Origin of the sequence: Vagococcus zengguangii (assembly GCF_005145005.1) — a bacterium.
Lineage (GTDB): Bacteria > Bacillota > Bacilli > Lactobacillales > Vagococcaceae > Vagococcus_A > Vagococcus_A zengguangii.
In genome coordinates this window covers 2,165,001-2,190,262 of record NZ_CP039712.1, presented here as the reverse complement: position 1 = coordinate 2,190,262, position 25,262 = coordinate 2,165,001, and the positions used below count along the sequence as shown (strand labels likewise).

The following is a 25,262-nucleotide window of genomic DNA, read 5'->3' as shown; positions in this document are numbered from 1 at the left end:
TCGATTGTCCTCCTTACTGTATAGAATGTCTTTTACATTCTAGCACTAATCAAAAAAGTTTTCCACTACATTTGTTCACTGTGGAAAATGAATTAAGAGCAAGTGAATAAAGTTATCCACAAGAGGAAGTTGTTAGGGGATTACGAAAAAAATAAGCCTAAAAAACACAGTGATTGTGGATAACTTTTAGTGAATATATCAAGGAATGAAGTCGGTTTTAAACAGGATAATTTTTCTTGTGGATAAAGTTTTACACAGGTGGTATTTTGTTAGAAAAGGGGGGCCTAACTTGTGAGAAATAATGAAAATATAGATAGATATCCACAGGTTATAAAGACGAAAAAATATTCATGTGGAAAACTTTTTTATGGCCATTTTTATCAGTTATTTAGTCTTTTAATTAAAAATTTGACAACTGTTCGATTTATTCGTATAATATTGGGGTCTGTCTAGGTATTTTATAGAGAATAGATATAAATACATCAAGGAGGTGTTTTTGAATGAAAAGAACATACCAACCAAGCAAACGTAAACATAAAAGAGTACATGGATTCCGTAAACGTATGAGTACTAAAAATGGTCGTCGCGTATTAGCAAGCCGTCGTCGTAAAGGAAGAAAAGTATTATCTGCTTAAGCCGCTGAACCTATTCAGTGGTTTTTTTTATTTTTAGCGAAGTTTTAGGCTATTGAATAGGGTTTTATGCTATCATTATAAGAAATAAAGACTATAGTGCAGATGAAAGGAAATCTGTATGAAAAAAGAATACCGAATCAAAAAAGAATCTGATTTTCGCGATATTATGAGCGAGCGCCAATCGTTTGCAAACCGTCATTTGGTGATTTATATTCGTCAAAAAGAACAGCCACACTTTAAAGTTGGTTTATCGGTGGGTAAAAAAGTTGGAAATGCTGTAATGCGAAATCATGTGAAACGTTTATTACGTCTATCATTAAAGCAAATGACAGGTGAGATTAACCCCAATCTTGAATTTGTTTTAATTGCTCGTCCTGCCATCAAGCATTTATCTTATGAAGAGGTTCAAAAGAATGTCCGTCATGTCTTGAAGTTAGCAGGCGTTATAGAAGAAAAGAAAAACGAAGGAGCATAAGGGTGAGAAAAAATAAGAAGAAAATTTTGCTAGTTATTAGCATGTTAGCGTTAGTGTTAGTGTTAACAGCTTGTGGTACAACGAAGATTGATGCAAGTAGCACGGGCGTTTGGGATCGCTACATTGTTTATAATTTTGCGAAAGTTATTAAAGCGCTGTCGCTAGGCGGTAATACGGGAATCGGGATTATTTTATTCACGATTTTAGTCCGTATCATTTTATTACCGTTGATGAAGTTTCAAACGAACTCAATGAAAGCAACGCAAAAGTTACAACCAAAAATTAAAGAGTTGCAAGAAAAATATCCGGGTAAAGACGCAGAATCAAAACGTAAAATGCAAGAAGAGCAACAACGTTTATATGCCGAACATGGAGTTAACCCAATGGCTGGTTGTTTACCGTTATTAGTGCAAATGCCAATCATGATGGCGGTATGGCAAGCTATTTCACGCGTACCGGAATTAACGCAAGGAAAGTTCATATGGCTTGAGTTAGGAACACCAGATAAAACCTTTATTTTACCGATTATCGCAGCTATATTTACGTTCGCAAGTAGTAAATTAGCGAGCATGTCACAAACAGAATCAAATGCATCAATCACGATGATGAACTATTTGATGCCGTTAATGATCTTATTCATGGGGATAAACTTGGCGAGTGGTTTATCATTGTACTGGGTCGTTTCAAATGGTTTCCAAGTGATTCAAACGTTGATGATCAACAATCCGTTTACACAACGACGTGAAGCTGAAGAAGAGGCACGCCTTGCCAAAGAAAAAGAACGTGCTTTAGAAAAAGCTAAAAAGTCGAAGAAAAAACGTAAAAAATAATTCATCCATATAAGATGAAACAAGTCTAAAGGAGGTAATTTTTGTGTCAGAATTTAGAGGAGCAACTGTCGAAGAAGCAATCGCAATCGGTCTTAATACGTTAGGATTAACGAGAGAAGCAGCCGAAATTAAGATTATTTCAGAAGACAAAAAAGGTTTTTTAGGAATTGGAAAAAAAGAAGCAATTGTCTCAGTTTCACCGCTTGTCGTTGATGAGGCGATTATCACAACAAAAGAGAGTATCGTTGAACCTAATGTTGAAGTATCAGATGTGACAACCGATATCAATCAAGCAAATGAAGAAGTGGTTGAAGAACCAGAAGTAGTCGTTGCGGATGAACCTTTCAAGGTGTTGGAAAATCTAACTGAACAACAAACGATTACTGAATTAGCCTTGTATTTAACTAAAATTACAACAGAACTAGGCGCACCAGCCTTAGTCAGAGTAGAGCGTCAAAAAGATTTAGTGATGATGCATTTAGATGCGAAAAAAGCTGGTGTCTTAATTGGTAAACATGGTCGTGTTCTAAATGCGATTCAGTATTTAGCACAAGTCTTTGTTCACCGTGTCGCGAAGGGTCGTTTAAACGTCGTGGTGAATGTTGGCGATTATCGTGAACGTCGCCAAGAGGCAATGGAAAAATTAGCGCGTCGTACCGCTCGTAAAGTCGAAGAAACAGGACAAGCTGTTTTCTTAGAACCAATGCCAGCGTTTGAGCGCAAATTGATTCACGGTTATTTAACCGAACATCCTTATGTTGAAACACATTCTGAAGGTGAAGAACCACATCGTTACTTAGTGGTGGAACCTAAACATAACGTTTTTTAGAAACGAACACGTACCGTTAAGGTCTTTTCTTAATCCTTGATTATTCAGTCAAAATAAGGTATTATCTTAACGAAATCAATCGAATGACAATTGAATCAGCAGTCAAAGTGCTAATTCACCCCAATGTTTATTTGGGGTGGAGTGGGCACTTTTTTTAATGAAAAAAATTAATTAAAAGGAGCTAGAAGGATGAATGTAACCAAGGAATTTGATACGATTGCGGCCATCTCAACCCCACCAGGTGAAGGGGCAATCAGTATTGTCCGTTTAAGTGGCGATGACGCGGTGAAAATTGCTAATAGTGTCTTTGTTTCGTCCCATAACTTAGAAGAAGTGGCGAGTCACACGATTAACTATGGCCATATTAAAGATCCAAAACGTGAGCAAGTGTTAGATGAAGTCATGGTGTCGGTCATGCGTGCCCCACGTACGTTTACCCGTGAAGATATTGTTGAAATTAACTGTCACGGTGGGATGGTTGTGACCAATCAAGTCTTGCAACTGTTATTACGCGAAGGTGCCCGCATTGCTGAGCCTGGTGAATTTACGAAGCGTGCCTTTTTAAATGGCCGTATGGACTTATCACAAGCCGAAGCAGTGATGGACTTAATCCGTGCTAAAACTGATAAAGCGATGCATGTAGCGTTAAACCAATTAGATGGGAACTTATCAACCTTAATTCGCTCATTACGCCAAGAAATTTTAGAAACGTTAGCGCAAGTCGAAGTAAATATTGATTATCCAGAATATGATGATGTCGAAGAGATGACGTCACAATTATTAAAAGAAAAAGCTTTTGAAGTTAAAGAGCGCGTGAGTTATTTATTACGCACTGCGCAACAAGGGAAAATTTTACGTGAAGGCTTAGCGACCGCTATTATCGGGCAACCAAACGTTGGAAAATCAAGTTTATTAAATTACTTACTTAAAGAAGATAAAGCGATTGTAACGGAGATTGCCGGCACTACGCGTGACGTGATTGAAGAATTCGTTAATGTACGCGGAGTACCGCTAAAATTAATCGATACAGCGGGTATTCGTGAAACTGATGATATCGTTGAGAAAATCGGAGTTGAACGTAGTCGTAAAGCCCTACAAGAAGCTGATTTTATTTTATTATTACTCGATCAAAGTAAACCATTAAGCCAAGCGGATATTGATTTAATTAAAGCGACCGATGGTTTAACACGTTTAATTATTTTGAATAAGATGGACCTTGACAGTCAGTTAGACCGTGAAGCATTGTTTGAACATGTAGCGGCTGACGATGTCTTAGAAATTTCAGTTTTAGGTAGTCAAGGTGTCGATGAATTAGAAGACAAGATTGCCGATTTATTCTTTGATGGGAACGTTCAAGAAAAAGATGCGACCTATGTTTCAAATATTCGTCATATCGGCTTACTAGAACAAGTCGAATTAGCGCTAGATGAAGTCGTGAATGGAATCGAGATGGAGATGCCAGTTGATTTAGTGCAAATCGACATGACGCGCGCTTGGGACATGCTAGGTGAAATCGTCGGTGATAGTGTTCAAGATGAATTAATTACCCAATTGTTTAGCCAATTTTGTTTAGGAAAATAGAAAGGAATTACCCAATGGAACATTATGTAGCAGGTGAATATGATGTAGTAGTTGTCGGCGCTGGTCATGCAGGATCAGAAGCTGCCTTAGCTGCCGCACGTATGGGCCAAAAAACCTTATTATTAACAATTAACTTAGATATGGTCGCTTTCATGCCATGTAACCCGTCAGTCGGCGGTCCCGCAAAAGGTGTGGTTGTGCGTGAAATTGATGCCTTAGGTGGCGAGATGGGCCGCAATATCGATAAAACCTATATCCAAATGCGTATGCTTAACACAGGTAAAGGACCCGCTGTTCGTGCCTTAAGAGCGCAAGCGGATAAAAATGATTACGCAGAAAGCATGAAACACACAATTGAGCGTCAAGAAAACTTAACCCTACGCCAAGGATTAGTTGATGAATTAGTCGTTGAAGACGGTGTCTGTAAAGGGGTTGTCACCTCAACTGGTGCGAAGTATTTAAGTAAATCAGTCATTATCACGGCTGGTACAGCTTTACGTGGTGAGATTATAATCGGGGAATTGAAATATTCTTCAGGCCCAAATAACTCACAACCGTCCGTTAAATTATCTGAAAACTTGAAGTCGTTAGGTTTAACGATTGATCGTTTCAAAACAGGAACACCTCCACGTGTGAAATCTTCAACGATTGATTATTCAGTGACGGAAATTCAACCAGGTGATGAAGCACCAAATCATTTTAGTTTTGAAACACCTGATGAGGACTATCTAACCGAGCAATTACCTTGTTGGTTAACGTATTCTAACGAAAAAACGCATGAAATTATTCGCGAGAATTTACATCGTGCGCCAATGTTTACGGGGATTGTTGAAGGGGTTGGGGCTAGATATTGTCCATCAATCGAAGACAAGATTGTCCGTTTCAGTGATAAACCACGTCATCAAATTTTCTTAGAGCCAGAAGGTCGTGATACGGAAGAAGTTTATGTACAAGGTTTATCAACGTCACTACCAGAAGATGTGCAACATAAAATGATTCACTCAATTCCTGGATTAGAGAATGCGGAGATGATGCGTAATGGTTACGCGATTGAGTATGATGTGGTTGTGCCTCATCAACTACGCCCAACTTTAGAAACTAAAGTGATTGAAAACTTGTATACAGCCGGTCAAACTAACGGAACAAGTGGTTATGAAGAAGCAGCCGGTCAAGGCTTAATGGCTGGTATTAACGCGGCACTTAAAAACCAAGGCAAAGAGCCTCTTGTGTTAAAACGTAGCGATGGCTATATTGGGGTAATGATCGATGATTTAGTGACCAAAGGAACAAATGAACCTTACCGTTTATTAACTTCTCGTGCCGAGTATCGTCTATTATTACGTCACGATAATGCTGACTTACGTTTATCAGAAAAAGGCTATGAAATTGGTTTATTACCAGAAGCACGTTACCAAAGCTTTGTGACTAAACAACGCCAAGTCGCTGAAGAAATTGAACGTATTAAAGGGATTCGTTTGAAACCTAAAGCCGATTTACAAGCCTTCCTAGCGTCTAAGGGCTCAGCTGAGTTGAAAGATGGTATTTTAGTAGCGGACATTCTAAAGCGTCCAGAATTAACGTATATGGACTTACAGCCATTCTTCGAACCAGCACCAGAACCATTAGATCGTCGTGTGATTGAACAAATTGAAATTCAAATCAAATACGAAGGCTACATCAAAAAAGCAATGGATAAAGTGGAAAAATTAAAACGCCTAGAAGCCAAACGCATTCCAGCCAATATCGACTACAACAGTATCGATAGTTTAGCGACCGAAGCGCGTCAAAAATTAATTCAAATCCAACCAGAAACCATCGCCCAAGCAAGCCGTATCAGCGGCGTAAACCCAGCCGATATCAGCATCTTGATGGTCTACCTAGAACAAAGAAAATACCAGACATTAGACTAAAGTGATTGAGAGAGTGTTTAGCTCTGGAAAATAAGGCGAATTGCGAAGGAAATTGTCTCTCAAATTTTCGTAGCAATTCGACTTATTTTGGCAAGAGTTACTCTCGAAATCCGGATTAACTAAAGTGATTGAGGACCCGGGTAGTCTTTGAGTAACATGCGTACTAACTAGAGGAGCGACTGTGAAATGGCAGTCACTCCTCTTTTTGTATAAATAATGCCTAAATCAGTTCGACGTTTCGTAAACCGTCCTTTTTACTTTCTAGGGATAATGGTATAATAATCTAAAGAAATGAATCTATTCTAAGACATAAGGCTTGGAGGAATCAAGATGAAAAATTCAGATCAAAAACTTCGCAATTGGTTTCAAAATGAAAAGAAATTAGCGGTTGTCTTGTGGATTGTTTTGTCTTTTTGGTTAGCTAATCTTTTAAATGGAATAGTGGAAAGTTTAATTGACAGTTCTATTCTTAATACCGTTATTGGTACGGGGACGATTTTTTTAACGTGCTTATTTGCGGCAAGCAGATTCGAAAATAAGCAATAAAAGGGAGAGGTTGTTATGACGATTGCAGAAGAAAGTAAGGAATTAGTGCATGAATTGTATAATAAATTAGCTCGTAGACCAGAAAAAAGTTCAGAATTATTAGATGTTATGGATGTGTTATATCAAGTTTATCTCAAAATAGATGAGACCAAATACCCGGAAAGATTAATCAATCGCTTAGTGAATTATATTTATAGCACGGGTCTAAAGGGAAAGTTATACTTTCCGGAAGATGAAAATAGGCTAATCACAAGCTTAGGGATTATTGGATGCAAAGCGGGTTTGAATGGCTTATACCGAGCGCATTACGGCGATAAATCACAGTTTTATTCTTATTTTGATTCGGAAAAAGGAAGATAGTAGAAAGAGTAATGAAGAAAGTCTTAGGTTGCTATGTTATAATTGTTCAAAAAACAAGGAGATTCCATGAAAATTCTGTTAATGATTTTCCTAACATGTTTAAATATTTATTTAATTAGTTACTTACAAGCTTGGTTTTTTGCGGACAAAAGTTTATTTTTTCCGTTGTTAATGATTAGTTTAATCATGTTTTATTTTATAGTGGCCCTAGTTAAAGCAATCGTTGCTAAAGATCGACATAACGTGCTGTTGTATTTAGGTTGCATATTTGTCTCAGTGCTAGGACCACCTATTTTATTTTTATTAGTGTTTAACTTCCAAGGCTATTTTTAGTAGCTTAATACTCGCGATAAAAGGCGACGGCCTGACCTTGATCACAAGAATTCATCGCTTGTTTTTCGTAAAAATGTCGAACGTCAGGGGCGTCGCTTGTGATTAAGACTTTTTGACGAATGTCTTTGAATGTTTCAAACGTCTGTTGCATGAGTTGTGAGCCGAGTCCTTGATTTTGATAGTCAGGTAAGACTAGTAGGTCTTGGACGTAAAGAATCGTTAGGCCGTCGCTAATGCAGCGGATGAGTCCAACTAGCCGCTCGTCTTCCCAAGCACTCAAGACGTAGTAGGATTGCTTAATGGCTTGTGTTAATTTTTCTGGTTCACTGGTGTAGCTACGCCAACCGACTGGCGTATAAAGTGATAATAAATCAGCTGTTGCAATATCTTTTGTTGTTTTAAATGTTAGCATGAAAATCCCTCCCATCAATCTTTAAACACTCCCTTAATTGTGACGGGTTCATGAGGGGGCGTCAAATAAAATGGGCGAGAACCTTGTATAAGGATCCCGCCCATTTTATTTAATATTAATTAGCTTTCGCTGTTTTATTCGCTAATTTGCTACGGATAAACGCGACTATCATTGGTAAAATCGAGATGAAAATCACTGCTAACACAATTAGTGAGAAGTGTTCTTTGATAAACGGAATGTTCCCAAAGAAGTAGCCAGCGATACAACAAATGCTGACCCATAAGAAGCCACCAAAGAAGTTGTAGCGAATAAATTGCCCATAATGCATGTTACTAGCTCCCGCGATGAATGGCGCGAAGGTTCTGATAAACGGCATGAAGCGTGCGATAATAATCGTCTTGCCTCCATGTTTTTCAAAGAAATTTTCCGCAGCAGCGACTTTTTCTTTGTCTAAAAATCTACCAAGAAATCGCTGTTCAGTTACAGACAAGCCAATTTTCTTTCCAAGCTCGTAATTGACCGTGTCCCCAATGACAGCGGCTGCCAAGAAGATGATAAAGAGTAAGCCGATAGTCAAAATCGAATGGTCCAAAGCCGCTAAGGCACTTGCCACAAATAACAGAGAGTCACCCGGTAAGAACGGGAAAATAACTAAGCCTGTTTCAACAAAAATAATGGCAAATAAAATTAAATACGTCCAACTACCAAATTGATTAATAATCTGTAAGAGGTGTTGGTCAATGTGAATAATAAAATCAATAATAAACCAAATAAAATCCATCAGTTTTCCTACTTTCGTTAGTGTTAACGTTTAATTGATCAAAATAATGCTTTTTCATTCTACCTTATAAGTTTGAATAGTTATTGGATATAGTCTGATTTTAATAAATTTTTTATTTTTGGTTTTTTAAGTTTGTTTTAAGTTAAGCTCGCTATATTATGAGTATAGTTTTTTTCATTCCCCAAAATGTTTGTTACACAAGCATTTTCCCTTTTTTAAAATAATCGAACTATTATAAGAAAGTCTAGCTAGTCCTGCACAGATTAGTTGGACTTTTTTATTTGTCTTAATGGGTTAGTTAAGCTTGTTTTAAGCTAACGCATTTATATTATGAATATAGTTTTTTTCATCCCCCTATTTTGTTTGTTTAACAAACAGATTCCCTTTTGTAAAAGTTAAACCAGTAAGAAAGTCTAGACAGAAATGTTTAGGCTTTTTTACATGTAGTCGATTATTTGCAACTAAACAATTTTTTTTGCAACGTACTCAAATTTAATTCTTGTTAAAGCTAACTATTGATAAACTAGTTTTTGTAGAAAGGAGGCTTTTATATGAGGATAAAAAATATATGGGATAGGTCCTGTTTGGTAGATCAAATCGAAATAATCAGCCATCCAGATAATAAAAAAACTATTGAACGTATAAGTGAGTACTTAAATCATCAATCTAGAGTAACAGTAACTGATATAAGAACTAATCGAAGTAGACTTGTTGAATTGGTAGATATAGAGGCTATTTTATCGTTAGGACATATTAGTAAAGTAATTACATTAGATGGTTCTCAGTTTCATTTAAATAAAAAACTAAAAGATTTATCGATGTTAGAAGAAAAGTTTTTGTATAGAATCAATCAATCTACAATACTTAATTTATCAAATGTTGCATCATTCAAAACGGGACAATATTCTAGATTAGAAGTCGTAACAACTAATCAAAATACTTATATAGTAAGCAGACATTATGCAAAAAAAATAAAGGAGAGATTATTATGATGAAAGAACTAAAAAATGGATTTATTCAAACAATGTTAGGAAGTACTATTTGGTTACTATTATTATCGACCTTATTTAGAGAAAACCGGGAGCTATCTTACGAATATATTTGGACGATTGTATTGATTGGTGCTTTATTTGGCTTAGTATTTGGCATTATTTATCCGTATTTGTGGAAATATGCCACCTATCCAGCGATAATTAATATAATTAGTAGTACGCTCGTTAATACGGTATTGGGTTTTCTAGCGGTAAATTTGTACGATAAGACGATGTTTAATTTAATTATACCTTACTGGTGGTGTGCGTTAATTTTGACAGTAATCATTCATAGTATATGTTTTTATTTTTATACTAATTATCAAAATAAACAATTAGAGAAAGAATTAAATAGTTTAATTTAACTATAGGAGGAGCGGTAATAAAAATTGTCACCGTTCCTCCCTTTTTTTAATGAATAAATGCTTTTATCACACCCTTTTTTAAGAAAAAATAATACTATTTAATAGTTTGTTAAATAGAAAAGTTGAACTCGGTTTGCGGATACGTTAAAGTAAGAAATGAATGATAGAAAAGAGGAAAAAATAATGAAACCAGAACAATTTAAAGCTCAATTAGCGCAGATTGGCGTGGAACTGAGTGACAAACAAATGCAGCAATATGCGTTATACCACGAGATGTTAGTTGAGTGGAATGAAAAAATTAATTTAACCGCGATTACTGAGCAAGAAGAAGTCTACTTGAAGCATTTTTATGACTCAATTATGTTGTCACAAGCTAAAGAGGTTTTTCAAGAAAATATTTCAATGTGTGACGTGGGAGCCGGTGCAGGATTCCCAAGTATTCCACTTAAAATAGCGTTTCCTAACCTAGAAGTGACGATTGTTGACTCATTGAACAAGCGTATTAAATTTTTATCAGAATTAGCGATGGCTTTAGAATTAGATAACGTGCATTTATACCATGACCGTGCCGAAACCTTTGGTCAAAATAAAAATTTCCGTGAAAGTTTTGACTTAGTCACAGCTCGTGCAGTGGCGCGCTTGAATATTTTAAGCGAACTATGTATTCCATTAGTTAAAAAAGATGGCTATTTCGTGGCATTAAAAGCAGCAAAAAGTGAAGAAGAAATTACTGAAGCCAAAAAAGCCATCTCGATGATGGGCGGGAAGTTTATCGAAGAAATCGACCTTGAATTACCTGGGACAGAAGATCGCCGTAACTTGGTCGTTATTCAAAAGAAAAAAGAGACACCTAAAAAATTCCCTAGAAAACCTGGAACACCCAATAAACAACCTATCCTATAGTGTGAAGGAAATCGTCTTAACTTCTTAAGTAATACACCCCACTCGTATGATAGATAACAAAAGTGATTGCGGAAATCCGTTAAGTCTTATGATATAATAGGAATGTTAAAGTTGGGCAAGATAGGTCTAAAAATAAGTAAGAAGAATCGGAGGAACGTATATGGCACGGATTATCTCGGTAGCCAATCAAAAAGGTGGGGTTGGTAAAACAACAACGACAGTTAATTTGGGAGCAAGTTTGTCATATTATGGCAAAAAAGTGCTTTTAATTGATATTGACGCACAGGGAAATGCAACAAGTGGTATTGGTATAAAAAAAGCAGACGTTGTGAAGGATATTTATGACGTATTAGTGAATGAAGAACCTATTAAAAATGTGATCCATCAAACCTCTCGAGAAAATCTTGATATTGTGCCAGCAACGATTCAATTAGCGGGAGCAGAGATTGAATTAACGCCAATGATGGCTAGAGAAACACGCTTGAAAAGTGCGTTAAGAGAGGTTCAAAATGAGTATGATTTTATTTTGATTGATTGTCCACCATCACTAGGGCATTTAACGATTAACTCATTTACTGCCAGTGATTCTATTTTAATTCCAGTTCAATGTGAGTACTACGCGCTTGAAGGGTTAAGTCAATTACTTAACACGATTCGTTTAGTCCAAAAACATTTTAATCCTGATTTAGAAATTGAAGGTGTTTTATTAACGATGTATGATGCCCGTACCAACTTAGGGGCTGATGTGGTTGAAGAAGTACGTAAATACTTTAGAGAACGCGTATATGACACGATTATTCCAAGAAATATTCGCTTGTCAGAAGCACCAAGCCATGGTTTATCAATCATCGACTACGATATGCGCTCACGAGGCGCTGATGTATATCTAGCATTAGCAAAGGAAGTGTTAGAAAATGACGAAGGCAAATAAAAACAGTAAAGGATTGGGACGCGGTATCGACGCGTTATTCCAAGATTTTTCAAGTATTGAAAAAGTCGATGTAAAACGCGAAGAAATCGTTGAAATTCCATTATCAGAACTACGCCCTAATCCGTATCAACCACGTAAAATTTTTGATGAAGAAGCCTTGAAAGAATTAGCACGTTCAATTGAGCAGTCAGGCGTGTTTCAACCGATTATTGTACGTGAGTCAGAAGTTAAAGGCTATGAAATTATTGCGGGTGAGCGTCGTTACCGTGCGTCTATTTTAGCTGGTAAAGAAACAATTCCAGCGATTATTCGTGAGTTCGACGAAGCAGCCATGATGCAAGTCGCGGTCTTAGAAAACTTACAACGTGAAGATTTAAGCCCGTTAGAAGAAGCCGAAGCGTATGAAATGCTGATGAAAAACTTAGGATTAACCCAAAATGAAATTGCTGAAAAATTAGGGAAAAGTCGTCCGTATATTACGAACTACTTACGCTTATTGACGTTACCAGCACTTGTTAAAGAGTTGCTACATTCAGAAGAAATTTCAATGGGGATTGCCAGAACGTTGCTAGCTCTTAAAGATGAGCAACAAATCGTGCCAATTGCGAAACGTGCCGTCAAAGAACAATTAACGGTTCGTCAATTAGAGAAATTAGTAGCACAAATCAATCAAGAAGGTGCTGAAGTGCCGTCTAAGCCTGTTAAAAAAGAGAAGCGCCCATTTTACTTAACAGCGAGCGAAGACCGCTTAATGGATAAATTTGGGACATCCGTGCACATTCAAGAAAAAGCAGGTAAAGGTAAAATCGAAATTGAATATTTATCTAAAGATGATCTAACACGTATCTTAGATATTTTAGACATTTCATTTGATGATTAATCAGTAAAAAACATTATAACAGGAGGTCAAGGTATGTATGACTTAGGCGATATCGTGGAGATGAAAAAACCACATGCTTGCCAAACGAACCGTTGGGAAATTATTCGTATGGGAATGGACATCAAAATTCGCTGTGAGAACTGTCGTCATATCGTGATGATGCCTCGCAAAGAATTCGACAAAAAAATGAAACGCGTATTGGTAAAAAAAGGTGATTGAGGTGGCGGTTAACTTTTGAGCAATAGGCCTGGGACGACGAAAATTGTGTCACAATTTTTGAGAGTCGCAAACTATTGCCGAGAAAGTTGCCACCGAAATCCCGTAGATAAAAGGTGATTAAGCGTGTGGTTAGCTTTGAAAAATAAAAGGTGATTGAGTGGGTGTTCATGGACACTTCCTCCTTGTTCAATCCAAACTACAATTAAAACAATAAAGCGATGGGGCGTGATGGATTCCAATCACACCCCATTAGCTTGTGAATATTAACCAAAGAAAGAGGAAAAAATTATGTCATTAACAGCAGGAATCGTTGGTTTACCTAACGTTGGAAAATCAACATTATTCAATGCTATTACAAAAGCAGGAGTAGAGGCCGCTAACTATCCGTTTGCGACTATTGACCCAAACGTGGGAATGGTAGAAGTGCCAGATTACCGTTTAGATGAATTAACAAAATTAGTCAACCCTAAAAAAACAGTCCCAACAACATTTGAATTTACGGATATCGCGGGTATCGTTCGTGGAGCTAGTAAAGGGGAAGGATTAGGGAACCAATTCTTAAGCCATATCCGCCAAGTAGATGCCATTTGCCAAGTCGTTCGTTGTTTTGAAGATGAAAACATTACTCACGTTGAAGGAAAAGTAAATCCTTTAGCCGATATCGAAACAATCAACTTAGAGCTAGTTTTAGCTGACTTAGAATCAGTGACAAAACGTCATACTCGTGTCGCTAAAATTGCTAAAACAAAAGATAAAGAAGCTGTTGCTGAATTAGCTGTTTTAGATAAAATCAAACCTGTATTAGAAGAAGGCTTACCTGTTCGTAGTATTGAATTTTACGATGAAGAGTTACCAATCGTGAAAGGGTTATTCTTATTAACATCTAAACCAATGTTATACGTTGCTAACGTTGCCGAAGAAGACGTAGCAGATCCAGATAGCAATGAATTAGTTCAAATGGTTCGTGAATTTGCAGCGAGTGAAGGGGCGAAAGTTATCACTGTTTGTGCCCGTGCTGAAGAAGAAATCGCTGAGTTAGAAGACGAAGCTGACCGCCAAGAATTTTTAGAAGCATTAGGAATTGAAGAATCTGGTTTGGATCAATTAATCCGTGAAGCCTATGACTTATTAGGTTTAGCGACTTATTTCACTGCTGGTGAAAAAGAAGTACGCGCTTGGACCTTTAAACAAGGCATGAAAGCACCACAATGTGCCGGTGTTATCCATTCAGATTTCGAAAAAGGGTTTATTCGTGCCGAAACAGTGTCATTTGAAGATTTAAAACAATACGGTAACATGCAAGCGGCTAAAGAAGCGGGTCGTGTTCGCTTAGAAGGTAAAGAATATGTCGTTAATGACGGCGATATCATGTTATTCCGTTTCAACGTCTAATTAAACATTTGGAGGGAAAGAATTTGGAAGCACAAGAATTAAGGGCTTTAATTGAGCAAAACCTTAAATTAGAAGAACAATTAACAAAGAAAAATCAACAATATATTTTTGATTTACGCAAAGCAATGAGTAATGCTAATCTTTCAGAAGAAAAACAAATCACAGCACTAGCTGAAATGTTACCACAGCTAGTTGAAACACAAAAATCTGGTCAAACAGCACGTCAATTATTCGGAACTGTTACAGAGCGTGTGGCAGCAATTACACATGAGCCTGTGGAAGTTAAAGAAGTTGGTATGAAAGAGATGGTTATTGATAACAGCTTGCTATTATTTGCATTATTAGCCTTGATGTCAGTTGTGATGCCAATGTTCTTAAACGGCCAACCACAAGGGATTCTATCATTGATTATTGGTTCAATTTCAGGTGGATTTGCTTTTTATTACTTATACGACAAAATTTATCAATACGACCGACCAGGTGCTGATCGTTCTCAAAAACCTTCAGCTCTTAAAACACTAGGTATCTCACTAGTCGGTATGTTGGGATGGTCATTGTTCTTCATCGGTTCAATGTTTATTCCAGCCAATATCAACGTTGTTTTACAGCCAGTCTACACATTGATTTTAGCGGTAGGAGCTTACCTAGTTAGACGTTATTTACGTAAAAAAAATAACATCGGAACTAGCATGTTCACACGATAAAAAGCAAAAAGAACTTACAAATTGTAAGTTCTTTTTTTGTGCGTAACATTAAGCTGATGTTTCACGTGAAACATTTTAGTCTTTAAGATGTTGCTCATCGGAATTAGGGGTGAAGTTAGTTAGCGTTTGTGTTAATACGGTTTCATACTCTTTTTTTATTACCATAAATTTCTTTAAAACGATTCCCCATGCTGTAGTGCAAACAATTCCAAGCAAAACACTACTGTATTTTTGGGCTATAAGTGCATAGAGAGTAGCAATAATGATTAAGGTAAGCCCGGTCTTTAAAACTAAAACAAGAGTAGTTAATTTTTTGCTAATTTTACTTTTGGTAGTACTCATAATGGCGTCTGCCTCCTTGTCCATAAATCGCGCAAATAATTGAAAATAGTATAACATTCTCTATGAAAGATAGCTATCCATTCTTCATTAAATGCTGATTAGAATAAACACTAACATTTGACGGAGTCAGGATGTTTTGTTATGCTATTGTATAAAAATAATCCGAGGAAGTGGCGAAAAGAATGTCTAATTGGGAATCAAAATTTGCAAAAAAAGGATACACGTTTGATGATGTCTTATTAGTTCCAGCAGAAAGTCATGTTTTACCAAATGATGTAGATATGAGTGTACAACTAGCGAAAAATATTCGTTTGAATATTCCGTTTTTAAGTGCCAGCATGGATACAGTAACAGATAGTGGTATGGCAATCGCAATGGCACGTCAAGGTGGTCTAGGTGTTATCCATAAAAATATGACGATTGAACAACAAGCCGATGAAGTACGTAAAGTTAAACGTTCTGAAAGTGGCGTTATTATCGATCCGTTCTTTTTAACACCAGAACACAAAGTACAGGATGCTGAAGATTTAATGGCACGTTACCGTATTTCAGGTGTTCCGATTGTAGAGACATTAGAAAGTCGTAAATTAGTCGGTATCTTAACAAACCGTGACTTACGTTTTATTTCAGATTATCAAGCTCCTATTCATGAAGTGATGACAAAAGAAGAGTTAGTAACAGCACCTGTTGGTACATCATTAAAAGATGCAGAAAAAATCTTACAAAAATACAAAATTGAAAAATTACCATTAATTGATGAAGAAAATCGTCTAAGTGGTTTAATTACTATTAAAGATATCGAAAAAGTTATCGAGTTCCCGAATGCAGCAAAAGACGAGCATGGTCGTTTGTTAGTGGCGGCGGCAGTTGGTGTCACAAGTGATACCTTTGAACGTGCTGAAGCATTATTAGATGCAGGAGCAGATGCTATCGTAATTGATACAGCTCATGGTCATAGTGCAGGTGTGTTACGTAAAATTGCTGAAATTCGTGCGAAATTCCCAGAAGCAACCTTAATTGCTGGTAATGTAGCAACAGCTGAAGGAACACAAGCTTTATATGAAGCCGGTGTTGATGTCGTGAAAGTCGGAATTGGACCTGGTTCAATCTGTACAACACGTGTTGTCGCAGGGGTGGGTGTTCCTCAATTAACAGCGATTTACGATGCTGCATCAATGGCCCGTAAGTATGGTAAAACTATTATCGCTGATGGTGGAATTAAATACTCAGGAGATATCGTAAAAGCTTTAGCAGCCGGTGGTAATGCGGTTATGTTAGGTAGTATGTTAGCAGGTACTGACGAGTCACCAGGTGAATTTGAAATTTATCAAGGTCGTCGTTTCAAAACTTACCGTGGCATGGGTTCTCTTGGTGCAATGGAAAAAGGTTCAAGCGATCGTTACTTCCAAGGTAGCGTCAATGAAGCCAACAAATTAGTGCCAGAAGGTATTGAAGGACGTGTTGCTTATAAAGGGGCTGTTTCAGATATTGTCTTCCAAATGATTGGTGGATTAAAATCTGGTATGGGTTATGTTGGCGCACCAAACATCACGGCTTTACACGAAAGTGCACAATTCGTCATTATGAGTGGTGCAGGCTTAAGAGAGTCTCATCCACATGATGTTCAAATCACAAAAGAAGCACCAAACTACTCGGTTGAAGGTTAATTATACATAATGAAGTCTGTTAGAACTAATATCATTTAGTTTTAACAGACTTTTTTTATAAAATAAGCAGGGTTATATCAATGGTAGTTAGTTGTGAATTAACATCATAATAAGATAAAATAATAGTAGGAAGCAGAATAGTTGTTTAAGAAAGAGGGGGATTTGTTATGAGAATTGGTATACCTAAAGAAGTAAAGGATCAAGAAGGTCGTGTGGCGATTACACCAGCTGGGGTAATGACGTTAGTTCAACATGGTCATGAGGTTGTTATCGAGCAATCAGCAGGCCTGCAATCAGGTTTTACAGACGAAGAGTATCAAATGGTTGGAGCAAACATTAGTGAAGATGTAGCGGACGTCTGGGCGTCTGACACGGTGATGAAAGTTAAAGAGCCGATAGCTTCAGAATATCAATATTTTAGAGAAAATTTGATTTTGTTTACTTATTTACATTTAGCACCCGTAAAAGAGCTGACGGATGCATTAATTAATGCAGGTGTTATTGCGATAGCTTATGAAACCGTTCAGTTGGCAAATGGTAGCTTACCATTACTAACCCCTATGTCTGAAATAGCAGGAAGAATGTCTGTGCAATTGGGTGGACAGTTTTTACAAAAATTTTATGGTGGTTCAGGTATTCTTTTATCCGGTGTTCCGGGAGTTGAACGTGGGAAAGTAACGATTATTGGTGGCGGCGTTTCTGGGGTGAATGCTGCAAAAATGGCAGTTGGTCTAGGGGCACAAGTGACGATTTTAGATGTTAATCCACAACGTTTAGGTGAGTTGGATGATTTATTTGGCAATAGTATTCAAACGTTAATTTCAAACCCCTTCACCATCGAGCAATCAGTATTATCAGCTGATTTAGTAATTGGTGCGGTATTAATACCAGGTCGAAAAGCACCAAAACTTGTAAGTGAAGATTTAGTGAAAAGAATGAAACCAGGTTCAGTAATTGTAGATGTAGCGATTGATCAAGGAGGTATATTTGAAACAAGTGATCACGTGACGACCCACGAAAATCCTACGTTTATAAAACATGATGTGATTCATTATTCAGTGGCGAATATGCCAGGCGCTGTACCACGCACCTCAACTTTCGCGTTAACTAACAGCACCTTACCTTACGCCGTTGAAATTGCGGACAAAGGTGTGATGAAGGCGATTAGAGAAAATCAAGCCTTAGCTAATGGCGTAAGCACCCTAGCGTACCATTTAACTGATGCGGGTGTGGCAAACGATCAAGCACGTGACTATACGCCGTTAGATGAATTGATTTAAGAATAAAAAGACTGAGAAAAATTTTTCTCAGTCTTTTTGTTTTGAAACTATTTAGCGGGTGCTTCAATTTTTGTTAAGCCACCCATGTAAGGAACTAACGCCTCAGGAATAGTAATGCTACCATCTTCGTTTTGGTAGTTTTCTAAAATACCTACCACAGTACGACCTACGGCTAAACCAGAACCGTTCAAGGTGTGAACGTATTGTAATTTGCCTTCAGCGTCACGGTAACGGATTTGCGCACGACGCGCTTGGAAATCTGTACAGTTTGAGCAAGAGCTGATTTCACGGTAAGTATTTTGGCTAGGTACCCAAACTTCTAAGTCATAAGTTTTAGAAGCTGAGAAGCCCATATCGCCAGTAGATAGAGCTAATACACGGTATGGTAAGCCTAAACGTTGTAAAATAGCTTCGGCATTTTGTGTCATTTTTTCTAATTCGTCAAATGATGTCTCAGCATCAGCGAATTTCACCATTTCAACTTTATGGAATTGGTGCAAACGAATTAAACCACGAGTATCGCGGCCGGCACTACCAGCTTCTGAACGGAAGCAAGGGCTGAAAGCAGTGAAGTTTTGTGGTAATGTTTCGCCATCGATAATTTCATTGCGGTAGAAGTTAGTTAATGGTACTTCGGCAGTTGGAATTAAAGTTAAACCGCCACCTTCTATTTGGAAAACATCTTCTTTAAATTTAGGGAATTGTCCTGTACCAAACATAGAGTCATCGTTAACTAAGATAGGTGTTAACATTTCTTGGTAACCATGTTCGGTTGTATGCATATCTAACATGAAGCTGATTAGGGCACGTTCTAAACGAGCGCCAACACCTTTATAGTATAAGAAACGGCTACCTGATACTTTTGCTCCGCGTTCGAAGTCTAAAATATCTAATTTTTCACCTAAATCCCAGTGAGCTTGTGGCTCGAACGTGAAGTCTTTAGGTTGGCCCCAACGACGTACTTCTACGTTAGCTTCTTCATCTTCACCAACAGGTAGACTTTCGTGTGGTAAGTTAGGAATCATTGCGGCGATGTCGAAGATTTTTTTATCAACGTCATTTAACTTTTCATCAATGGCTTTGATTTCAGCCCCAACTGTTTGCATTTCTGCAATTTTATCTTGTGCGTCTTCTTTATTGCGTTTTAATTGTGCGATTTCTTCTGACACGGTATTACGTAATTTTTTCTTTTCTTCAGTTGTGACGATTAATTGACGACGCTCTTGGTCTAACGCTAGTAGGGTATCAAGCTGCGCACCGTCAACTCCTCTAGTTGCTAAACGTGCTTTGACGTCTTCGAAATTATTGCGAATCATTTTAATATCTAACATCTGTTTTCCTCCTAATTTTGTGTAATAAAAAAACCAATCCATGCCAAAGAGCCTAGACTCTTTGGGACGAATTGGTTTGAATTCATAGTTAATCGCGGTGCCACCCAAATTCAGCAGAATATCTGCTGCACTTATTATTTGATAACGGTTATAAACCGAAATGAATTATGTCTTCATTTTCTTCAACATGAGGCGGATTCTTAATTAATGTCTTACTAGCTTTCACCGACCGCTAGCTCTCTAAAAAGACCGAAATTAATACTATTCTCACTCGAAATATATTTGGCTGATTAAAGTATAACCGAAGCATCAATTATTTGTCAAACGAAGTTCATTTTTAGGTCGTTAAACTTTTCTGAGAACCATTCACCAATCAAAACATACCAGGGTGATTTTTCAACCGACTCAGCGGCAAAAACAGGAAGGGTTTCTGTTTTTTTATCTTTGAATAAATAATGCGCACTTGTGTCATCAAGTGTCACAGTGACGGTTCCGATTTGTTGACCTTTTGTGATAGGTGCTTTTAGCTCACCATCGTTAGTTAATAATTGGCTATCCATTTTGATTTTTAAATCAGTTAGGGTGTCTTGATCAGCTAGTTGCCAGTTAGTCAATTCTTTTTGAAGCGCTAGTTTGACGAAATCAGCTTCACCTGCGTGCACGGGGTAGCGTTGTTGATTACCGGTTAATGATGCTTGTGATAATGTTGTAGCCATCGCCCAATTGTCTAAGGCGTCATCCATTAAATAACTTGTATCGATAAAGCGTTGTCCGTTATCTTTTGTCTCCATGTCTTCACTGTTTAAGACGATGGTCACCACTTGACGTCCATCTTGTTCGATGAGACCGACAAAACATGTGCCAGCTAATTTAGTCGTCCCAGTTTTTAGGCCGATAACATTTTCTTTATAGAAAGCTTTTCCTGGCAACATTTCGTTAGTGCTATATAGTTCAGTTTGTGATAGTGTGCCTTCACCGAATGTTGTAACGGGTTCACGAGTGAAGTCGATGATTTCAGGGAAGTCATTTAATAGATGATACGTCACAATGGCTAAATCATGTACCGACATTAAATTTTCTTCGTCATCTTTACTGCCAGGATACTTGCGCCCAAGCGTGTCTTCGTTATTAAGTCCTGAGGTTGAAATGATATAAGCGTCATTGATTCCCCATTCTTTTAATTGAGCACGCATTAAGTCAACAAATTTTTTTTCGCTTCCAGCAATTTTCTCTGCTAAGGCGATTACGGCAGCGTTGGCAGATACTTTTTCAGTTGCTTTGAATAAATCTTTGACTGTATAAGTTTCATGCTGATAAAGATAAACGTTAGATAAGTTCATATCGTGGCTTAATGTTTCTAAATGTTCTGAGATTGGAATTTCATCTTCCCAGTTGATTTTTTCTTCCTTGATAGCTTCTAAAATAAGATACATCGTTAGCATCTTAGTTGTTGAAGCAATTTGCAAAGGTTCATCTGCATTTTTTTCGTAAAAAATTTTCCCATCATTAGGATCAAAAGCAATCGCTGCTTTCGCACCTAAGGTTAACTCTGTTCCATATTCTGATTCTGTTGTTTCAACCGCATCCGCGATACCAGAAAGAGGCCATAATAAACAGCTTGCTAAAAGGGAGAAACAGATGGACGATAATGTCGTTCGTCGCATAGTAAAACTCCTCCAAAAAATTTCTAAGCTGGTGACTCTTGTGTTAAGGGTAAGATTATCACAAAAGAAGTCCAACCGTTTTCTGATTTTACGCTAATTTCGCCATGGTGTAAAGAAATGATACTGTGAGCGATGGCGAGTCCTAGTCCGGTGCCACCTGTTTCTTGAGAGCGTGATTGATCCACACGGTAGAAGCGTTCGAAGATGTTTTCGAGTGCTTCTTGAGGGATGTTTTCACCGTTATTTGTGACGATAATTGTTGCGTGCGTTTCATTTTTCTCAGCCGATAAGACAATCGTATTTCCGTCAGAGCCGTATTTTAAAGCATTAGTAATTAAGTTGTTAAAGACACGCACTAATTTTTCGGTATCACCTGCCATTAAGAAAGGAATAGGTTGACAGCTAACATCAAGCGTCATGTTTTTATTGCCTGCTTCTAATTCAAAGTCAACGGCTAATTGTTCAAGTAATTGGTAAAGATCAAATTGAATGACATTCAGTTTCGTGTTAGTTTGTCTAACTTTTGTATATTCAAATAAGTCATCTACTAAGGTCTTCATCTGTTTAGATTTTTTAAAAGCGGTATGTGTGTAATGTAGTAATTCTTCGTCGGATTTATAACGTCCTTCTTCTATTAAACCTAAATAACCGATAATTGAAGTAAGGGGAGTACGAATATCGTGACTGATATTGGTGATCAACTCATCCTTTGATTGTTCAATTCGACGTTCTTCTTCCATAGCAGTGACCGTGTTATTGACTAACTGATTGACGTTATTAATAATACGTCCTAAGTCACCGTTTAGTTTGAACGGAATTCGGTGGTGGTAATTTCCTTCGGCGATATAGTGGAGCTCTTTAATAATATGCCGTAGTTGCATTTGGTGATAACGACGAATTAAGCGCCAAGCTAAGACGATAATATCCATAATAATCAAGAAAAAAATGGCGACTTTTTCAAGTGGATAATTTTTGAGATTAAAAGCCTTGTTGAAAATGACGTGTCTAAGTTCTAATACAACCGCTTTTAGATTAGAATTCCCGTCAATAATAATTTTTGCTAAGGCCAAGATGGCAATGTTCAATAGAACTAGTAGGATAATAGTTAAAATAGTTTCTCCTAAGAGTTCACTTTTTTCTTTTGACGTTAGCTTGATTTTGTTAGTTTGTTCTAGTTTAGTTTCCATTTATTTTATAGCCAACTCCCCAAACGGTTTCAATCACTTTTTCACCATTGGTTGCTTGTTCGATTTTTTCTCTTAAATGACTAACGTGAACCATTACTGTTTTGGCTGAAACAAGACTTTCTTGTTGCCAAACCCGTTCAAAAATTTCCTCAGCACTAAACACTCGGTTAGGGTGACTAGCTAATAAATGTAAAATGCCAAACTCAAGCGCTGTTAATTGAATAGGGACATCTGTATCAGTTGTGACTTCATGAGAATCTTTGTTAATTCTCAAAGGACCAACTTCTAAAGTATCAGGTAAATCTGTTGCTATTTGTAAGGAAGAACGACGAAGTAGTGACTTCACTCGAGCCATCACTTCAAGTGGATTGAAAGGTTTGGTGACATAATCATCTGCACCCGCAACTAACCCTTGAATTTTATCCATGTCGGTTGTTTTGGCTGTTAACATAATAATGGGAATTTGCGATTCTTTACGTAACTCTTTAACAACCGCCATCCCATCCATTTTAGGCATCATAATATCAAGAATCATCAAATCAATGTCTGGCGTCGTAATGACTTTTGTCATAGCCTCTTTTCCATCGTAGGCTTTAACAACATCATATCCTTCGTTTTTAATATAGATACTTAGTAATTCAACAATTTCTTTATCATCATCCACAACTAATATTTTCATAGCAGTAGCTCCTTTTTTATAGATTATAATTAAACTTATTGTAGCAAATAATCAGGTAAAGCGTTGGTTTTGACCTCATCCTTATCAAAAGTTTTAAACTTCTTACTATATAAAGTAATAGTTACTTAAAAATACTTGGATTTATTTTAAAAAATTGGTTGACATTATCAATTAATAGGGAGTATACTTTAAAAGTTCGCTTGAGAGATATTACAAGTTGAATCAATAAAAAAAGTTTGAAAAGTTGTTGACAATGTCAACTAACGATGTTAAACTTTAGAAGTTGTCACAAGTGATGACGTCAAAACGAGTCGAAAATTTGATGAATCAAGTCGTTGACAAACGAAGCTTGATGTGATAAATTATTGACAGTCTTGAAAAAGAAAAAACGAAATAAAAAAGTTTAAAAAAGTTGTTGACATCGTCAACAAAACATGTTAAACTTTAGAAGTTGTCACGAAAGACAATGACTTAAAAGTAGACCTTTGAAAACTGAACAATGAATAAGACAAACCAAATGTGTAGGGTGTTTTACAAAGTGTAAAACAAAACCAAACAATTTTTAAATTTTAGTGAAGTAATTCGCTAGCAAACATAAATGAGCGACATCTTCGGATGTTATCAAAACTTTTTATTGAGAGTTTGATCCTGGCTCAGGACGAACGCTGGCGGCGTGCCTAATACATGCAAGTCGAACGCATTTTGTTTCACCGGAGCTTGCTCCACCGAAACAAAATGAGTGGCGGACGGGTGAGTAACACGTGGGTAACTTGCCCATCAGAGGGGGATAACACTTGGAAACAGGTGCTAATACCGCATAATTCTTTTGACCGCATGGTTGAATGATAAAAGGCGCTTTCGGGTGTCGCTGATGGATAGACCCGCGCTGCATTAGCTAGTTGGTGAGGTAACGGCTCACCAAGGCCATGATGCATAGCCGACCTGAGAGGGTGATCGGCCACACTGGGACTGAGACACGGCCCAGACTCCTACGGGAGGCAGCAGTAGGGAATCTTCGGCAATGGACGAAAGTCTGACCGAGCAACGCCGCGTGAGTGAAGAAGGTTTTCGGATCGTAAAACTCTGTTGTTAGAGAAGAATAAGCGTGAGAGTAACTGTTCACGCCTTGACGGTATCTAACCAGAAAGCCACGGCTAACTACGTGCCAGCAGCCGCGGTAATACGTAGGTGGCAAGCGTTGTCCGGATTTATTGGGCGTAAAGCGAGCGCAGGCGGTTTCTTAAGTCTGATGTGAAAGCCCTCGGCTCAACCGAGGAAGGTCATTGGAAACTGGGAAACTTGAGTGCAGAAGAGGAGAGTGGAATTCCATGTGTAGCGGTGAAATGCGTAGATATATGGAGGAACACCAGTGGCGAAGGCGACTCTCTGGTCTGTAACTGACGCTGAGGCTCGAAAGCGTGGGGAGCAAACAGGATTAGATACCCTGGTAGTCCACGCCGTAAACGATGAGTGCTAAGTGTTGGAGGGTTTCCGCCCTTCAGTGCTGCAGCTAACGCATTAAGCACTCCGCCTGGGGAGTACGGTCGCAAGACTGAAACTCAAAGGAATTGACGGGGGCCCGCACAAGCGGTGGAGCATGTGGTTTAATTCGAAGCAACGCGAAGAACCTTACCAGGTCTTGACATCCTTTGACCATTCTAGAGATAGAACTTTCCCTTCGGGGACAAAGTGACAGGTGGTGCATGGTTGTCGTCAGCTCGTGTCGTGAGATGTTGGGTTAAGTCCCGCAACGAGCGCAACCCTTATTGTTAGTTGCCATCATTAAGTTGGGCACTCTAGCAAGACTGCCGGTGACAAACCGGAGGAAGGTGGGGATGACGTCAAATCATCATGCCCCTTATGACCTGGGCTACACACGTGCTACAATGGACAGTACAACGAGTCGCGAGACCGCGAGGTCAAGCTAATCTCTTAAAGCTGTTCTCAGTTCGGATTGTAGGCTGCAACTCGCCTACATGAAGCCGGAATCGCTAG

At 37.9% G+C, this 25,262-nt stretch carries 26 protein-coding genes, 1 rRNA gene and 1 other annotated feature (1 of these 28 only partly in view); of the genes, 20 read left to right on the top strand and 7 right to left on the bottom strand.

The annotated features are described in order from the left end of the window. The first annotated feature begins 500 nt into the window (after window positions 1–500). The 9 genes from rpmH (at window position 501) to FA707_RS10385 (ending at window position 7,499) form a co-directional block, all read left to right on the top strand. Window positions 501–635, top strand: coding sequence for a 50S ribosomal protein L34 (gene rpmH / locus FA707_RS10425; protein ID WP_126808899.1), 135 nt, complete (start codon window positions 501–503; stop codon window positions 633–635). A gap of 118 nt (window positions 636–753) precedes the next feature. Next, the gene (rnpA, locus tag FA707_RS10420; protein WP_136954129.1) at window positions 754–1,110 is read left to right on the top strand and encodes a ribonuclease P protein component; all 357 of its coding nucleotides are present in this window, start codon (window positions 754–756) and stop codon (window positions 1,108–1,110) included. A gap of 41 nt (window positions 1,111–1,151) precedes the next feature. Then, complete coding sequence (locus FA707_RS10415; protein ID WP_136954239.1) at window positions 1,152–1,940, top strand: YidC/Oxa1 family membrane protein insertase; 789 nt, start codon at window positions 1,152–1,154, stop codon at window positions 1,938–1,940. Between the two features lie 43 nt (window positions 1,941–1,983). Beyond that, window positions 1,984–2,769, top strand: a complete 786-nt coding sequence (gene jag, locus FA707_RS10410) for an RNA-binding cell elongation regulator Jag/EloR (protein ID WP_136954128.1) — start codon at window positions 1,984–1,986, stop codon at window positions 2,767–2,769. A gap of 189 nt (window positions 2,770–2,958) precedes the next feature. After that, on the top strand, window positions 2,959–4,350 hold the full coding sequence (mnmE, locus tag FA707_RS10405) for a tRNA uridine-5-carboxymethylaminomethyl(34) synthesis GTPase MnmE (protein ID WP_136954127.1): 1,392 nt from the start codon (window positions 2,959–2,961) through the stop codon (window positions 4,348–4,350). A 14-nt stretch (window positions 4,351–4,364) separates the two neighbouring features. Continuing rightward, on the top strand, window positions 4,365–6,260 hold the full coding sequence (mnmG, locus tag FA707_RS10400) for a tRNA uridine-5-carboxymethylaminomethyl(34) synthesis enzyme MnmG (RefSeq protein WP_136954126.1): 1,896 nt from the start codon (window positions 4,365–4,367) through the stop codon (window positions 6,258–6,260). A gap of 330 nt (window positions 6,261–6,590) precedes the next feature. Next, window positions 6,591–6,806 (top strand): hypothetical protein, encoded by a 216-nt coding sequence (locus FA707_RS10395; protein ID WP_136954125.1) that lies wholly within the window; start codon window positions 6,591–6,593, stop codon window positions 6,804–6,806. A 15-nt stretch (window positions 6,807–6,821) separates the two neighbouring features. Then, window positions 6,822–7,166: a bacteriocin immunity protein gene (locus FA707_RS10390; protein ID WP_136954124.1), complete on the top strand. Its 345-nt coding sequence runs from the start codon at window positions 6,822–6,824 to the stop codon at window positions 7,164–7,166. A gap of 66 nt (window positions 7,167–7,232) precedes the next feature. Beyond that, entirely contained in the window at window positions 7,233–7,499 is a 267-nt protein-coding gene (locus FA707_RS10385) for a hypothetical protein (RefSeq protein ID WP_136954123.1), read from the top strand. A 4-nt stretch (window positions 7,500–7,503) separates the two neighbouring features. Here FA707_RS10385 and FA707_RS10380 read toward each other — a convergent pair whose 3' ends face one another. Both FA707_RS10380 and FA707_RS10375 read right to left on the bottom strand, forming a co-directional pair. Further along, window positions 7,504–7,911: a GNAT family N-acetyltransferase gene (locus FA707_RS10380; protein WP_136954122.1), complete on the bottom strand. Its 408-nt coding sequence runs from the start codon at window positions 7,909–7,911 to the stop codon at window positions 7,504–7,506. Window positions 7,912–8,026: 115 nt separating this feature from the next. Further along, a complete protein-coding gene (locus tag FA707_RS10375) occupies window positions 8,027–8,692 on the bottom strand; it encodes a DedA family protein (RefSeq protein WP_136954121.1) in 666 nt (221 codons plus the stop codon). A gap of 551 nt (window positions 8,693–9,243) precedes the next feature. On the opposite strand from FA707_RS10375, the gene FA707_RS10370 reads away from it, so the two are divergent. The 8 genes from FA707_RS10370 to FA707_RS10335 all read left to right on the top strand — a co-directional run bounded on the left by FA707_RS10370 (window position 9,244) and on the right by FA707_RS10335 (window position 15,117). Next, window positions 9,244–9,684: a LytTR family DNA-binding domain-containing protein gene (locus tag FA707_RS10370; RefSeq protein ID WP_136954120.1), complete on the top strand. Its 441-nt coding sequence runs from the start codon at window positions 9,244–9,246 to the stop codon at window positions 9,682–9,684. Next, entirely contained in the window at window positions 9,681–10,088 is a 408-nt protein-coding gene (locus FA707_RS10365; RefSeq protein ID WP_136954119.1) for a hypothetical protein, read from the top strand. The genes FA707_RS10370 and FA707_RS10365 overlap by 4 nt, the downstream gene beginning before the upstream one ends. A 183-nt stretch (window positions 10,089–10,271) precedes the next feature. Then, the gene (gene rsmG / locus FA707_RS10360) at window positions 10,272–10,991 is read left to right on the top strand and encodes a 16S rRNA (guanine(527)-N(7))-methyltransferase RsmG (protein WP_136954118.1); all 720 of its coding nucleotides are present in this window, start codon (window positions 10,272–10,274) and stop codon (window positions 10,989–10,991) included. Window positions 10,992–11,151: 160 nt separating this feature from the next. Then, a complete protein-coding gene (locus FA707_RS10355; RefSeq protein ID WP_136954117.1) occupies window positions 11,152–11,922 on the top strand; it encodes a ParA family protein in 771 nt (256 codons plus the stop codon). Beyond that, window positions 11,906–12,802: a ParB/RepB/Spo0J family partition protein gene (locus FA707_RS10350; RefSeq protein WP_136954116.1), complete on the top strand. Its 897-nt coding sequence runs from the start codon at window positions 11,906–11,908 to the stop codon at window positions 12,800–12,802. Before FA707_RS10355 ends, FA707_RS10350 begins: the two co-directional genes overlap by 17 nt. A gap of 33 nt (window positions 12,803–12,835) precedes the next feature. Further along, window positions 12,836–13,021 (top strand): DUF951 domain-containing protein, encoded by a 186-nt coding sequence (locus FA707_RS10345; protein WP_136954115.1) that lies wholly within the window; start codon window positions 12,836–12,838, stop codon window positions 13,019–13,021. Between the two features lie 288 nt (window positions 13,022–13,309). Further along, window positions 13,310–14,413 (top strand): redox-regulated ATPase YchF, encoded by a 1,104-nt coding sequence (gene ychF / locus FA707_RS10340; protein ID WP_136954114.1) that lies wholly within the window; start codon window positions 13,310–13,312, stop codon window positions 14,411–14,413. A 23-nt stretch (window positions 14,414–14,436) separates the two neighbouring features. Next, a complete protein-coding gene (locus FA707_RS10335; protein ID WP_168177404.1) occupies window positions 14,437–15,117 on the top strand; it encodes a DUF1129 domain-containing protein in 681 nt (226 codons plus the stop codon). A 75-nt stretch (window positions 15,118–15,192) separates the two neighbouring features. On the opposite strand, the gene FA707_RS10330 is transcribed toward FA707_RS10335, so the two are convergent. Further along, the gene (locus tag FA707_RS10330) at window positions 15,193–15,459 is read right to left on the bottom strand and encodes a hypothetical protein (RefSeq protein WP_136954112.1); all 267 of its coding nucleotides are present in this window, start codon (window positions 15,457–15,459) and stop codon (window positions 15,193–15,195) included. A gap of 182 nt (window positions 15,460–15,641) precedes the next feature. Here FA707_RS10330 and guaB point away from each other — a divergent pair, with 182 nt between their 5' ends. Both guaB and ald read left to right on the top strand, forming a co-directional pair. Next, window positions 15,642–17,126 (top strand): IMP dehydrogenase, encoded by a 1,485-nt coding sequence (guaB, locus tag FA707_RS10325; protein WP_136954111.1) that lies wholly within the window; start codon window positions 15,642–15,644, stop codon window positions 17,124–17,126. A gap of 167 nt (window positions 17,127–17,293) precedes the next feature. Continuing rightward, entirely contained in the window at window positions 17,294–18,406 is a 1,113-nt protein-coding gene (ald, locus tag FA707_RS10320; RefSeq protein WP_136954110.1) for an alanine dehydrogenase, read from the top strand. 47 nt (window positions 18,407–18,453) lie between these two features. On the opposite strand, the gene serS is transcribed toward ald, so the two are convergent. The 4 genes from serS to croR all read right to left on the bottom strand — a co-directional run bounded on the left by serS (window position 18,454) and on the right by croR (window position 23,267). Continuing rightward, window positions 18,454–19,737, bottom strand: a complete 1,284-nt coding sequence (gene serS, locus FA707_RS10315) for a serine--tRNA ligase (protein WP_136954109.1) — start codon at window positions 19,735–19,737, stop codon at window positions 18,454–18,456. Window positions 19,738–19,796: 59 nt separating this feature from the next. Continuing rightward, window positions 19,797–20,021: a binding site (T-box leader), on the bottom strand. A gap of 36 nt (window positions 20,022–20,057) precedes the next feature. Beyond that, window positions 20,058–21,401, bottom strand: coding sequence for a serine hydrolase (locus FA707_RS10310; RefSeq protein WP_136954108.1), 1,344 nt, complete (start codon window positions 21,399–21,401; stop codon window positions 20,058–20,060). Between the two features lie 23 nt (window positions 21,402–21,424). After that, complete coding sequence (locus tag FA707_RS10305) at window positions 21,425–22,588, bottom strand: sensor histidine kinase (RefSeq protein ID WP_136954107.1); 1,164 nt, start codon at window positions 22,586–22,588, stop codon at window positions 21,425–21,427. Next, window positions 22,578–23,267, bottom strand: a complete 690-nt coding sequence (gene croR / locus FA707_RS10300) for a response regulator transcription factor CroR (protein WP_136954106.1) — start codon at window positions 23,265–23,267, stop codon at window positions 22,578–22,580. Before croR ends, FA707_RS10305 begins: the two co-directional genes overlap by 11 nt. 630 nt (window positions 23,268–23,897) lie before the next feature. Between croR and FA707_RS10295 the strand changes: the two genes are divergently transcribed. After that, a 16S ribosomal RNA gene (locus tag FA707_RS10295) occupies window positions 23,898–25,262 on the top strand; it runs 196 nt beyond the window's last position.

What these genes read in the sequence shown, in the direction of transcription:
- FA707_RS10345 (WP_136954115.1), top strand. Translation starts at nt 12,836, where the DNA reads ATGTATGACTTAGGCGATATCGTGGAGATGAAAAAACCACATGCTTGC.
- ychF (WP_136954114.1), top strand. Translation starts at nt 13,310, where the DNA reads ATGTCATTAACAGCAGGAATCGTTGGTTTACCTAACGTTGGAAAATCA.
- rsmG (WP_136954118.1), top strand. Translation starts at nt 10,272, where the DNA reads ATGAAACCAGAACAATTTAAAGCTCAATTAGCGCAGATTGGCGTGGAA.
- mnmG (WP_136954126.1), top strand. Translation starts at nt 4,365, where the DNA reads ATGGAACATTATGTAGCAGGTGAATATGATGTAGTAGTTGTCGGCGCT.
- mnmE (WP_136954127.1), top strand. Translation starts at nt 2,959, where the DNA reads ATGAATGTAACCAAGGAATTTGATACGATTGCGGCCATCTCAACCCCA.
- FA707_RS10370 (WP_136954120.1), top strand. Translation starts at nt 9,244, where the DNA reads ATGAGGATAAAAAATATATGGGATAGGTCCTGTTTGGTAGATCAAATC.
- serS (WP_136954109.1), bottom strand. Translation starts at nt 19,737, where the DNA reads ATGTTAGATATTAAAATGATTCGCAATAATTTCGAAGACGTCAAAGCA.
- FA707_RS10395 (WP_136954125.1), top strand. Translation starts at nt 6,591, where the DNA reads ATGAAAAATTCAGATCAAAAACTTCGCAATTGGTTTCAAAATGAAAAG.
- rpmH (WP_126808899.1), top strand. Translation starts at nt 501, where the DNA reads ATGAAAAGAACATACCAACCAAGCAAACGTAAACATAAAAGAGTACAT.
- FA707_RS10355 (WP_136954117.1), top strand. Translation starts at nt 11,152, where the DNA reads ATGGCACGGATTATCTCGGTAGCCAATCAAAAAGGTGGGGTTGGTAAA.
- FA707_RS10380 (WP_136954122.1), bottom strand. Translation starts at nt 7,911, where the DNA reads ATGCTAACATTTAAAACAACAAAAGATATTGCAACAGCTGATTTATTA.
- ald (WP_136954110.1), top strand. Translation starts at nt 17,294, where the DNA reads ATGAGAATTGGTATACCTAAAGAAGTAAAGGATCAAGAAGGTCGTGTG.
- guaB (WP_136954111.1), top strand. Translation starts at nt 15,642, where the DNA reads ATGTCTAATTGGGAATCAAAATTTGCAAAAAAAGGATACACGTTTGAT.
- rnpA (WP_136954129.1), top strand. Translation starts at nt 754, where the DNA reads ATGAAAAAAGAATACCGAATCAAAAAAGAATCTGATTTTCGCGATATT.
- croR (WP_136954106.1), bottom strand. Translation starts at nt 23,267, where the DNA reads ATGAAAATATTAGTTGTGGATGATGATAAAGAAATTGTTGAATTACTA.
- FA707_RS10365 (WP_136954119.1), top strand. Translation starts at nt 9,681, where the DNA reads ATGATGAAAGAACTAAAAAATGGATTTATTCAAACAATGTTAGGAAGT.
- FA707_RS10305 (WP_136954107.1), bottom strand. Translation starts at nt 22,588, where the DNA reads ATGGAAACTAAACTAGAACAAACTAACAAAATCAAGCTAACGTCAAAA.
- FA707_RS10310 (WP_136954108.1), bottom strand. Translation starts at nt 21,401, where the DNA reads ATGCGACGAACGACATTATCGTCCATCTGTTTCTCCCTTTTAGCAAGC.
- FA707_RS10385 (WP_136954123.1), top strand. Translation starts at nt 7,233, where the DNA reads ATGAAAATTCTGTTAATGATTTTCCTAACATGTTTAAATATTTATTTA.
- FA707_RS10375 (WP_136954121.1), bottom strand. Translation starts at nt 8,692, where the DNA reads ATGGATTTTATTTGGTTTATTATTGATTTTATTATTCACATTGACCAA.
- FA707_RS10390 (WP_136954124.1), top strand. Translation starts at nt 6,822, where the DNA reads ATGACGATTGCAGAAGAAAGTAAGGAATTAGTGCATGAATTGTATAAT.
- FA707_RS10350 (WP_136954116.1), top strand. Translation starts at nt 11,906, where the DNA reads ATGACGAAGGCAAATAAAAACAGTAAAGGATTGGGACGCGGTATCGAC.
- FA707_RS10330 (WP_136954112.1), bottom strand. Translation starts at nt 15,459, where the DNA reads ATGAGTACTACCAAAAGTAAAATTAGCAAAAAATTAACTACTCTTGTT.
- FA707_RS10415 (WP_136954239.1), top strand. Translation starts at nt 1,152, where the DNA reads ATGTTAGCGTTAGTGTTAGTGTTAACAGCTTGTGGTACAACGAAGATT.